Genomic DNA, 11,760 nt, shown 5'->3' with positions numbered 1-11,760 from the left:
AAACTTATGTAATTGTGGTAATAGAGCCATTAATAAGCAAAGGACAGGGATACCTGAAGCAAGGAAAAACCTTGTGGTTTTACGATCCGGAAAGCCGCTTTTTTAATACTACAAGTAACGCCGAGCGTTTTCAGAATTCCAATGCCAGAAATTCTGATTTTACTCGATCTACCCTGTCCGAAGATTATAAAGTGACAGCCGGAGAAGACGTAACATTAGGGCGTTTTAACTGCCGGCTTCTGACGCTTGAAGCCGTTACCAAAGACGTAACATACCCAAAAATGAAAGTGTGGATCAGCGAAGACGGTTTGTTACGCAAAACTGAGGATTATAGCCTTTCCGGACAACTGCTTAGGACGTCGGCAATTCCCGATTATTACCTGATTAGCGGACATTATGTTCCCAAACAGATTTTATTTGTAGACGCTCTTCAGGGGATGGTTATTAACGGAAAATTTGTTAATGAAAAAACTCAAATTTCAATTTCAAGACCTTCATTTAACAAAGTGGCGGATTCTGTTTTTTCAAAAACTTTTTTGGAAACAGTTAACAAATGAAAAGGCTTTTATTTGCATTCATAGGAATACTGTTTTTTGCGGTTCTTTCGGCTCAGGAAAAAAATACGCTGGATTGGGATATAGATGACATTTTTAACGAGTCTGCGCAAGAATCTCCGAAAAAAGAACCGGAGAACAATAAACCTGCGGTTACAGTCAATAAATTGATAAAACAAAAAGGGATTACATTTAACGCAGCCTATGAATTTCTAGCAGGCATCGCTCCCGGATGGCATGAACTTCCCTGGCCTCCTGAAGAAGATCATGGTTTATATCTGGATCGTTATATTAAATTAAACAGTTCATTAACCGCTGACGCTCAAATTGATGACTCTCTCAGAATTTTAACCGTACTTAGTTTTGAGATACCAAATTTTTACATAAAGCTTGGAGACTTTTTTTTTGATTATAATATTAATGATATAGTTTTCATGCGCGGAGGAAAGTACAGCCATTCCTGGGGCCTTGCTTCAAATTTTACTTTTACAAATTTATTAGCTCGTGTTCCTGATGGCAGTTATAATGGAGACTCTTTTATCTTTAAGACCGACATACCCACAGGTATTGGCGGCTTTCAATTCCTTACCTTAACAAGATATAATCTGATGGGCAATGAACCTGAGCTTCCAAAGCTAAAAGATTTTGGTTATGGCGGTAAATATAATCTTGCCTTAAAATGGGTGGATTTTGACACGGGCTTATATTGGCAGGAAGGTATGCCTCTTAGGGCTTTTCTGTCAATAAAAACCACCCTTTGGAAAACAGAGTTGTACAGCGAAGGGCTTATCGCTATTAAAAATGATCCATTTGATATAAGCGGTGCCGCTAGTTTTGGTTTTACAAAAGAATTATTTAACAATAAATTCAGCATAAATGGGGAAGTATTCTACAATGCGGAAGAAAAATCATGGATTTACACTCCGGAAACATATATTGCAGACGCTGACGTAATTCTTTTTAAAGAAAAATTAAATATTGCATTTAATCTAAACTACAAGTTCGGTGGAAAAACCAATCCCAGTTTATTTACGCAAATGTGTTACGCGCCTTTTGAAGATTCAATGCAGTTGATACCTGGTTTTAAAATTACCCCATTGTCACACATCGAATTTTACTTGGCAGTGCCAATGACTCTGGGTTCTAAAGAAGGTTATTACTATAAAAACGCCTATACAACGGACAATAAAGGCGTCACTATTCCTTTTTGCGTAATTCTATTTGTTAAAATGACAGGAAATATGCAATTCAAACATTAGACTTGCTCTATATGTCCAAATTACTGACCAACAGCGCGTTTTCCTCGATAAACTCACGGCGCGGACCAACAACTTCGCCCATCAGCGTGGTAAAAATTCTTTCCGCTTCGGGAACATCGTCCAAATGCACCTGAATAATATTGCGCTTGTTCGGATCCATCGTCGTGTCACACAACTGATCGGGATTCATTTCACCTAACCCCTTATACCGCTGAACCGAAACTTTTTCCGCATCTTTTCCCGATTCGTTAAGAATACGGTCTTTTTCCGCGTCATCGTAAGCGTAGAAAGATTTCTTATCGTAACTTACTTTGTAAAGCGGCGGCATTGCAAGGTAGACATGACCCTGCTCAATAAGAGGAGTCATATAACGGTAAAAGAACGTTAAAAGCAATGTGCGGATATGTGAGCCGTCAACGTCGGCATCCGCCATGATGATAATTTTATGATAACGGATTTTAGAAACATCAAACTCATTGCCGCAACCGGCGCCAATGCTTGCGATGACGGGCTGTAATTTGTCGTTTGTAATTACTTTCTCGATACGCTGTTTTTCTACATTTAACATTTTGCCCCACAGCGGAAGTATCGCCTGAGTGCGGCGGTCTCTGCCGCCTTTAGCGGAGCCGCCAGCGGAGTCGCCCTCTACGATAAAAAGTTCGCACTTTGTAGGGTCTTTTTCGGAGCAGTCGGCAAGTTTCCCCGGCAAACCCGCGCTGTCCATCGCGTTTTTTCTGCGGGTAGCGTCTCTTGCCTGACGGGCGGCAATACGCGCCTTTGCGGCTAACACTGACTTTTCAAGTATGTTATTAATAACGTCGGGGTGTTGGTCAAAGAAAAGCTCCAGTTGTTCGTTTACAAGGGACTCAACTATGCCCTTTACTTCCGAGTTGCCTAGTTTCCCCTTCGTCTGCCCCTCAAATTGCGGGTTTGGCACTTTTACCGACAGTACCGCTGTCAGTCCTTCGCGCACGTCGTCACCGGATAGAGTTTCGTCTAACTTTTTGGCGTGTTTGGACTTTTTAAGAAATTCGTTCAAAGTGCGGGTAAGCGCGGATTTAAACCCAACAAGATGAGTGCCGCCCTCGCGTGTGTTAATATCGTTTACAAACGAAAACATTATTTCGTTAAAGCCGTCATTGTACTGGATAGCCGTCTCTACTTCAACCTGACCGCCAAAGCCGTCATCACGGGTGCCGTCAAGATAAACAGGCTCATTGTAAAGTACGGTTTTATTTTCGTTCAAATATTCGACAAAACTTTTTACGCCGCCTTCAAACATAAAATCGTGGACTTTGGGCGTGGATAGCCGCTCGTCACGGATAGTGATTTTTAAGCCTTTGTTTAAAAACGCCAGTTCCCGCAGACGGTTTGAAAGAGCGTCAAAATTATAGGTAGTAGTCTCAAAAACCGAGGTATCGGCTTTCCAGCGGACAACCGTGCCTTTACGGCTTGGCGAATATGAATAGGGAAGCCCAGTGGGTTGAATTTCCTTGGCGGGACTTTCTGCCACCCCGATTTTATAACGTTGCATGTAGACTTTTCCGTCAAGATGAACATAGGCTTCGCACCACTCGGAAAGCGCGTTCACGACAGAAACGCCGACCCCGTGCAAGCCGCCGGAAACCTTGTACGATTTTTTATCAAATTTACCGCCGGCGTGCAGTTTTGTCATTACCAGTTCCAGTGCGCTGACATGCTCGGTAGGGTGAATATCGACAGGGATGCCTCGGCCATTGTCCTCGACCCTGACTATATCGTTTCCTTCCAAAACAACAAGAATATTGGTACAAAAGCCCTGTAACGCCTCGTCTACAGAGTTATCTACAACCTCAAAAACCAGGTGATGAAGGCCGTCAATGCCCGTCGTCCCGATGTACATTCCCGGACGCTTGCGAACCGCCTCCAATCCTTTTAAAACGGTAATATTTTGCGCAGAATAGCCATTTGTCTCATTCATTTAATTAGTATACAGATTTTTGGGGATAGAGTAAATACGTACAATGAAAAACCTTTTAATACAATTTCCATAAAATAAAAAAAGATAGACAATTTATAAATTTTCTAATTCTGTCCTTAAATAGCTTAACATTCCTTGTAACCAGTTTACAACTTGTTGCTCATCTTCTATTTTATGAATATAACCTTTGCTATTTTGCCAATCGCCATTCATTGCAAAATGAATATTCTTAACATAAAGTGTTTTTTGCTTTTCTTTTCTTAATTCTTTTAAAAATTCTGACTCATTGAAAATATTTGCATGTTCTTCAAAAATACTTTCAATCGCTTGACTTGAAGTTATATGCCAATGCGGTTGAGCGTGTTTTTCTTCGGGATTATCATAATCATCCCATTCCGCCCTAAATAATTGTTTTTTTTTACTATCGGAATCATTTCCTTGAAAAACAGACAATGAAATTTTTATTTGTGGTTCTTTTTTTATATCAACTTTTATAAATTTTATTTCAATAAATAACCAAAATTTATCAAACCATTTTAAAACTTTCACTAATTCATCTCTATTTACAGCATAAGATGTTCCATCAATAGTAAAATGATAATAACAATAATTATTATCACAGATTGATAAATTAAAGGCAGGATTAACACTTTTTTTACATTTTTTATTAATACAATTAATAAGCTTTTCTGGATTCATAATTTTTCAAATATTAGGGTAATAAGTTTTTACGACATCTTTAATTGCATGTTTCACAAAAAGATTTCCACTTTCCAATTCTCTTCCCAATTCAACGAGTCTAAAATAACGCTCTGATTCTCGTTCATCGTGCAAAAAAATATTAGGTATAGGAATATTTTTAGTATATGCTTGTCCAAGATAATATCCTGCTTGAATTTGTTTTGAATAAATTGATAATAAAAAATCAAAAATATCACTTGAAAATACTGATAAATAATAATAATAATCGTCAATAACAAATGTTTTTTTAGGTATCCATGCATATCCACGTTCAACAACAAATTTTCCTGTTTTATCAATGGCAAACGAATCGGATTTACCAAATTCCGTAGAATAAAGTCTTATATCGTTTTTTCGTAACCATGCTCTATGTTCACTTAAATGCCACCATGTATTGATATTTTTTCTTGCCCTATCCTTTGATAAGGAATTTTTATATGGTAAAAATCTTTTATATGAAAATGGCGCTGTTTTTTTAAAATCTATTTCACTGCTTATAATCATGCCATCCAAATCGTAAGGGTACCAAATATAATTTATTAACTCAAGAACTCCATTTTTTATAGAATCATTATTGATTACTTTTCTGTAAAATTTTCTTTCAGGTTTAGGGATTTCATTGTATTCTTTACAAGAAAGAATGAATGCTTGATTATTACCCGTTCTAATACCTTGTTTGACAGAAAACATTTCAGAGATTGTAGTTAGTTGTTCATCCAAAACAAATCGTTTGACATCATTTAAAAATCTATCTTCTTTGATTGAAATAATTTTCCATGTATCAAATACAATAGGAAAACGAGAGGGGGTATAAATATTAAATTCTTTTTCATCAATTGCTATTTGGTTAGCAAATTCCATTTTTCTTAAATCAAGCAAAGCTTCCGATATTATTCCCTTCTCGTTCTTACTCCATATCAACTTAGGTAAAATTGGAGAAAGCGTCTTTTTTCCAATGAAAAAGCTTACATCGGTCAATACGCTTTCAAAAACATAGTTCCCCAGTTTAGCTAATAAATTCAGAGATAGTTCTTCTTTTATTTCTTTCCTTAATTTTAGATAAGAGTCGGAAGTAAATATTGTATATGGTAAAATACAGCCAAGTATTCCATCTGTTTGTAGTGATTTTGCCGCTTTATAGAAAAAAGCAGACGCTTGATTAGGTCTTCCTTCAATTATTGAGCCTAATACATTTGATATAGCATCCCTATTATCTTTATTTTTCAATAATTCCCATGAAACGAATGGTGGATTCATAACGATTAAATCATAATCATTATCCCATCGTTCAGTTAAAGAATCTGTAACTTGTTTAATTTCAAATTCCATATTATTATCGGCCCATTGAGTTTGTTGTTCGTATTTTAATAAAAATTTTGAAGTACAAATGGCGCTTGATGAAGTATCCCAACCTATTATCTTAACTTGCCCTTGATAGTTTATGTTTTTTAATTGTTTTAGAGTTTCAATTAAGAATTCGGACGAACCGCAAGCCGGATCAAAAATTTTAATACTTTTTTTATGTTGCAAATCTATTTGTTTCATACAATTTTCAACGATTGACCTTGCTAAATATTGAGGAGTATACTGTACGCTTGAATAAAAATCTTCTTTAACTTTAAGTTTATCAGAAAATCCGCCAAATAAATCCATTTGAGAATCAAAATAAATAACCTCTTTATGAGCTTCTTGAAATAAAATCCCTGATACATGGCGTAATAATAAATCTCTATCAGGAGAAATAGAATTTACCCCTTGTTTAACACGTTCAACATAATAGTCAAAATTAGATGGTACTACGCTATCAGCAATTTCCCATTTGGAGGAATTAATTTTTGTATAATCGTCTTCTATGCTTATTAAAAGTTTGAATAACAAGTTTAAAGCCTCTACAGGTTCTTTTTTTCCGGTTAAATTTCGCAATTCGCGAAAAATACTTATAATATATGGAACAACGTCATTTTGTGACTTATAGGATTTTGAAAATAAATACTCATAAAAATTGTTTGGATTTTCTTCGACCCTCTTCAACGTATAATCATCTTTTTTATTGTTTATCCAATTATAAACACAGACGTTATCATGATTAATTACAAGAAAGTTTTTGGTATTGGTTGACCATGATTCAGAAAAAAAAATATTTTTTTCATCTATATTATTATTTATATAATCAGTCTGTAAGCAAAAATCTTTATTTCCACCATTAAGCATAAGAAATTTATTCTTACAAATAACAGGTTTCATTAGCATAGGGTATAACCCAAATTGCCTTTGCCAATATTCCTTGCTTTCTATCGTTTTTTCTTCCAGCATTCCCTCCCCCCCGTTTTTTTCATCCACACCCCTTAACGGGGTGCGTTTATTTGTTCCCACAACTTATCTTTCCCCACCCCAGTTGCAATCAACACATCCGCCGTCTCCTGTTCGCTCAGCTTATCAATGTTACCGTGGGCTTTGAATTCTTCAATACCCTTTAACACCGCATCGAAGCGGCGCTTGTTGATTTTGTTCTTGAGTGTAAAGATGAGGCAAATTGTCAGAAGCGTAAAAGGTATGATAACAAACATCCACTTTATGCCTAATACTACATTACTCTGCGCATAAGAAGCGGGGTTGAAATTATCCGTGCTGGCTTTTAAGACTGAGTATTTGTTCTGATCAAAGCCTAGAGCTTGAAGGCCGAATCCCATTAGAAGAACGGCGACGCCGCTGGCAAACTTGCGAAGGAAAGTTGTTACGCCGCTGTAAATGCCTTCGCGCCGGAGGCCGGTGCGTATTTCGTCAATGTCATAAATGTCTGTTAGCATTGACCATGTTGAAAGTTGGCCGGAAGAAGTGCCTATGGCTATCAGTACGGCAAGAACGCAAAGTGTTACGACATGGACGTTTGAATCAAGCCAGATAAAACTAAGCGTTGAAACTATCCATACGGGGATGCCGATTAACAGGGGAAACGCTTTGCCTTTTTTCTTTGCAATCGCGCCCATTACAGTCATCAGAAGCATTGAGCAGGTAAGAAGCAGGCCGACAACAAGTTCGTAATTTTTATATTTTAGGACAACTATGTCAATATAGAAAATAAAAAGCGCAAGCACTAAATCGACGGCGATTTGAAAAGAAAGAAATATACCTAAAAAATTTTTGTAGGCTTTGTTTTGAAAAACAGACAGCCAGTACTTGAGCGTGATTTTTTCAGGCTCGGGCAGGTCTTTCTTTTCCCTTGTTCCAAGAAAAGTAATAAGCCAACTTAACGCAAAGAGAGCGCCGAATATAAGAGCCATGACAAGGTAGCCGGGTATCTGCTTCGGCGAGATATGTCCCCCGCCTATCGACTTAATTATTATGCTGGGTATGACAGCGGATAGAAGCGACGCAGCTCCGGAAAAAATCATCCTAAACATGGTAAAACTTGTACGCTCGTTGTAATCCGATGTCATGTCCGACAGAATGGCGTTATATGGAATCATAACGATGGTAAACGCCGTCCCAAAAAACATATAGGCAAATGTATAATAAATAATTTTAGCCGTTACGCCTTCAATGCCAAATGAATAAAAAAGCATGACAAATGACAAATAGACCGGTATTATTCCTATCAAAAAATATAACCTTCGCCGCCCGAATCTTGATCGCGTTTTATCGGATATTCTTCCGACAATCGGGTCTGTTACAGCATCCCATAACTTTCCGATAAAAATAATTATTGTAGTCGCGACAACAGGCAGACCTTCTACCAGTACCAAAAAATTCATGAACAGCAGGCTGAAGATCATAAACGCGCCACCGCCGTAAATATCACCGCTGGCGTAACATATCTTACTTACAAGCAGATTTGAGTTTAATTTGTTTTTCATAAAAAGATTATATCACAAATTGAGATTAATAAAAATTGATCAACCACCTGATTCCTGTAGATAAATGGAAGCCCGCATAAAAATCAGATATTATATCGAAGTCGCTATTATCACTAAAATAAGACTGCCAAGCTGCTTCAATGTAAGGGGCAATCTCGGTTTTTCCGGTCTTGATAATGAAAGGCGCGGCGGTTACTCCCATAGTTCCAAACCAACTTGTTCCACCGGAATAATGGCGCTGACTACCGTCAACGACAAGAGTTGCGTCCCCAAAACTGAACACGGGACCGGCAAAGACCCTTATTCTATAATCAGGCCCCACTGATAATGTTATTGGCAGGCGAAAAACTCCTAGGGCGCTGTCATATTCCGGTCTTAACTCAAAGCCAAAAACCGCTCGCTGTCCAAATGAATAGGTATCTATACTAAAACTCAATTGAGAAGTAAAGCCGCGAAGCACGTTTCCATCTTCAACAAAACCATTCAAAATTGGCGCAAACGCAATACCCGCCAAAAGACGGGTCTCGTCGCTTCCCGAATTAGAAGCAGACGGTTTGTTTGTATCGATTTGTTTGTTTCCCTTTTTGTCTGCGCCTGAATTCCCCGCCATTGAGGTATTATCAATCATTAAATTTGACTGTGTTTCAGGGAAAGCACGGCCTGCGCCGGCGTAAGTATTAGCCAAGTATTTTTCATTAAGGCTTGAATAAATTACCCCCGTATTATCCCCATTAGAAGCCGCGTGGATAAATCGGCGTTCCCCAAGGTACAGACCGACATGAGTTATATTGCCCGATTTATCAGTCTTAAAAAATAATAAATCGCCGGGCTGCGCTTTATCAAAAGTTGTTCTCTCCGCCCAAGAATAAAGCCCGGATGCCGACCGTGGCAGGGCGACACCCAGCGCGTCTTGGAAACTAAGGCAGATAAAGCCCGAACAATCAAGCCCTTTAGCGGTCATCCCGCCGTAACGATAAGGACTACCCTCATACTTTTTTGACGCTTCAATCACTTTTTGCCGCGCTTCATAATAAGCCCTTGCTTTCTCTTCCGGCGAGGCTGTCACTTTAGGCGCAAGGGCATACCCACTTTCAAGCGGCGCGGCAAAAAGATTGATTGAGATGAGAAGGAATAGTGACGAAAAGAGAACTTTCATTATTATATTATCGGCTGTTATTAGGCTACACTGGATAACTAATGTAATGATAGAGTACCCTGCAAGGCAGGGTACTCTATCGAAAAGTGGTGTCAGATTATCAGTGCGTGTACGTTGCCTTTACACCATACTTTTTTTATGATACGTCATTGTCATTGGAGGAAGTTTCAGGGATAGAAGGAGAAACGGGAGTATTACCGCCTCCGCCTCCATTACCACCAGTTCCGCCACTAGGGATCAACTGCCCCGGTAAAGGATCTGGTTGACCGCCTGCATACCATGTAATAGTACCTAACAATTCTACCAAACCAGCAGACGATACTGTTGCTGTAAACGCAGTCGCCGTAACAGATGGTTTTAAATAATACGTTGATCCCTGTTTATTAATTACATCGCCTGTACTTGTACCAAATCCCACACCTTTGGTTAATTCATAGGTATCTCCTGTAATTTTTAGTACCCATTCATAACTGCCGCTTGTTCCTTTGTAGGTTAAAGTTTTATCGCTATCATTGTCATTACCGTCACTACAAGCGATAAGTGCAACAGTAAATGCCAGAATTGCCACCATGCCAACCAAAGAACAATTTTTCCTGTCTTTTAACATAATATTCTCCTTCTATATTCCGCCACAAGCCGGTACATTATAATTATATTGCGCCAACGGCGCATTAGATGTTAAATACCGATGCTATCTTAAAAAGCCCGCACCGCGCGTACCCAAAAACTTGTTTTCTTTTCGGTGCTATCATTCTGAGAACCATCCCTAAAATTCTGTCCCAAACAGTACCACCCCTGAAAACCTGACTGTAACGAGCTCAAGTAAATATCATTTCTGAAATCGCCCAACTTCATTTCCTTAAGGTTCTGGTACATAAGGTTAAGTTCATCTCTGCTTGGCAGGAACCAGTCCGTATAGCCGCCATACTCAAGGTCGTCGCAATACTGTGCGGCTCCTCCAATTTTCTTTTCCTGTAATTTTCTCACGATAAGTTCGGTGTTTCTCTTGCCGTCTCCCAAGGCTGCGCTGGTTCCATCCAGACCAATATCGCCCCATGGAAACTTTTGTTCGGTCTCTTTAGGAGCGGCTTCCAGATAGCGCCATCCGCCGGCTGTGCTGAACTTGTCGTAGAATATAATACCCCCCGCCGGACCCTTGTCGCCAATATTGTAGGTTTTTGGGGCAGGCGCGGGCGTAGTTTGCACGGGAATCGCCGCAGGCGCTTGTGCAGTGGAAGAAGCCGGAGTCCGTTGCGTGGCGCTTGCCGCCACCGCCGTTTTCCCGCCGGTAAGCAGGGCCGCCATTACATTGTCGCTTGTGATATTTGCCCGGTACTGCACTTCCACCGAGGCGTTTTGCACGTTCAACACGCGGATCACAATCCGGTAAAACCCTCCCATGTCGGTAAGTGAACCGGATATAATCGACTGCGCCCCAAGCATACGCCCCAACTGTTGCATGGAATCGTCCCCCACTTCGCCGGAAAGCTGAAAATTAAATTCGCCCCGGATAAGCTCAACTTCCTTTCGGTCTACAACGGTAAGTTTCCCGCTGTCCACGAGGTTTGCCGTTACTTCGTCCAGCACATAGCTGGAAAATTTGTCGTGGGGTGAGTTGAAATTGAGCGGGGCAATTTTTGTCTTTGCCGCAACCCGTTCGTCAATTCGGGTGGATGCGTCTTTAAGCGCCTGGTCCAGCGTTATCATGCCGCCGGAACTTGCCACCTGTTCTGGTTTCGATGCGCAAGCCAACCCAAGTGCAACAAAAACAACCAAAGCCCCTACCGCAATGATGTGCGATGTCCATTTTTTCTTCATGCTAATCTCCTTAAAATAAATTTTTTATACAGTAAGCCTTCAACGAAAGCGCCTATATTCAAGAAAAATAAATCAAGCCAGTAAAACGTGCCGGATATGTTGTACAGCAGAATGTCCGAAAATATTGACGTTTGTAATTGCGCTAATTTTTCATTTAAAAATACGGGTTTTGGTACCCGCGTAAAAAGCAACATATTATTTAAATTTCTGAACAAAAGGTATATGAGCATACCTGTAATAAGCGTAAATATGGATAAAAAGCCGTATAATTGTTTAAAGCGGTTATTTAGAGGGTGAGTTGAAATTGAGCGGGGCAATTTTTGTCTTTGCCGCAACCCGTTCGTCAATTCGGGTGGATGCGTCTTTAAGCGCCTGGTCCAGCGTTATCATGCCGCCGGAACTTGCCACCTGTTCTGGT

9 protein-coding genes are annotated in these 11,760 nt (G+C 39.6%); 2 read left to right on the top strand and 7 right to left on the bottom strand.

From position 1 onward, the window contains the following. Nucleotides 1-557, top strand: a 557-nt coding sequence (locus ACYVRH_RS11950; RefSeq protein WP_461257142.1) for an outer membrane lipoprotein-sorting protein, incomplete at its 5' end; no start/stop codon positions are given. Continuing rightward, nucleotides 554-1,813 (top strand): hypothetical protein, encoded by a 1,260-nt coding sequence (locus ACYVRH_RS11945; protein ID WP_461257141.1) that lies wholly within the window; start codon nt 554-556, stop codon nt 1,811-1,813. The genes ACYVRH_RS11950 and ACYVRH_RS11945, both read left to right, overlap by 4 nt. A 7-nt stretch (nt 1,814-1,820) precedes the next feature. On the opposite strand, the gene gyrB is transcribed toward ACYVRH_RS11945, so the two are convergent. From gyrB to ACYVRH_RS11910, 7 genes are all read right to left on the bottom strand, one after another. Next, nucleotides 1,821-3,773: a DNA topoisomerase (ATP-hydrolyzing) subunit B gene (gene gyrB / locus ACYVRH_RS11940; protein ID WP_461257140.1), complete on the bottom strand. Its 1,953-nt coding sequence runs from the start codon at nt 3,771-3,773 to the stop codon at nt 1,821-1,823. A gap of 93 nt (nt 3,774-3,866) precedes the next feature. Beyond that, entirely contained in the window at nt 3,867-4,472 is a 606-nt protein-coding gene (locus ACYVRH_RS11935) for a hypothetical protein (protein ID WP_461257139.1), read from the bottom strand. Nucleotides 4,473-4,478: 6 nt separating this feature from the next. Then, nucleotides 4,479-6,887, bottom strand: coding sequence for an N-6 DNA methylase (locus ACYVRH_RS11930; protein WP_461257138.1), 2,409 nt, complete (start codon nt 6,885-6,887; stop codon nt 4,479-4,481). Continuing rightward, entirely contained in the window at nt 6,860-8,368 is a 1,509-nt protein-coding gene (locus ACYVRH_RS11925; protein ID WP_461257137.1) for an MFS transporter, read from the bottom strand. The genes ACYVRH_RS11930 and ACYVRH_RS11925 overlap by 28 nt, the downstream gene beginning before the upstream one ends. A 25-nt stretch (nt 8,369-8,393) precedes the next feature. Further along, nucleotides 8,394-9,524, bottom strand: a complete 1,131-nt coding sequence (locus ACYVRH_RS11920) for a C40 family peptidase (RefSeq protein WP_461257136.1) — start codon at nt 9,522-9,524, stop codon at nt 8,394-8,396. A 136-nt stretch (nt 9,525-9,660) separates the two neighbouring features. After that, nucleotides 9,661-10,131, bottom strand: coding sequence for a hypothetical protein (locus tag ACYVRH_RS11915; RefSeq protein ID WP_461257135.1), 471 nt, complete (start codon nt 10,129-10,131; stop codon nt 9,661-9,663). An 89-nt stretch (nt 10,132-10,220) separates the two neighbouring features. After that, entirely contained in the window at nt 10,221-11,342 is a 1,122-nt protein-coding gene (locus tag ACYVRH_RS11910; protein WP_461257134.1) for a CsgG/HfaB family protein, read from the bottom strand. Nucleotides 11,343-11,760: the final 418 nt, after the last annotated feature.

The organism is Treponema sp. R80B11-R83G3 (genome assembly GCF_054786115.1).
The sequence above is the reverse complement of the archived record's forward strand: the minus strand, read 5'-3'. Positions and strand labels throughout refer to the sequence as shown.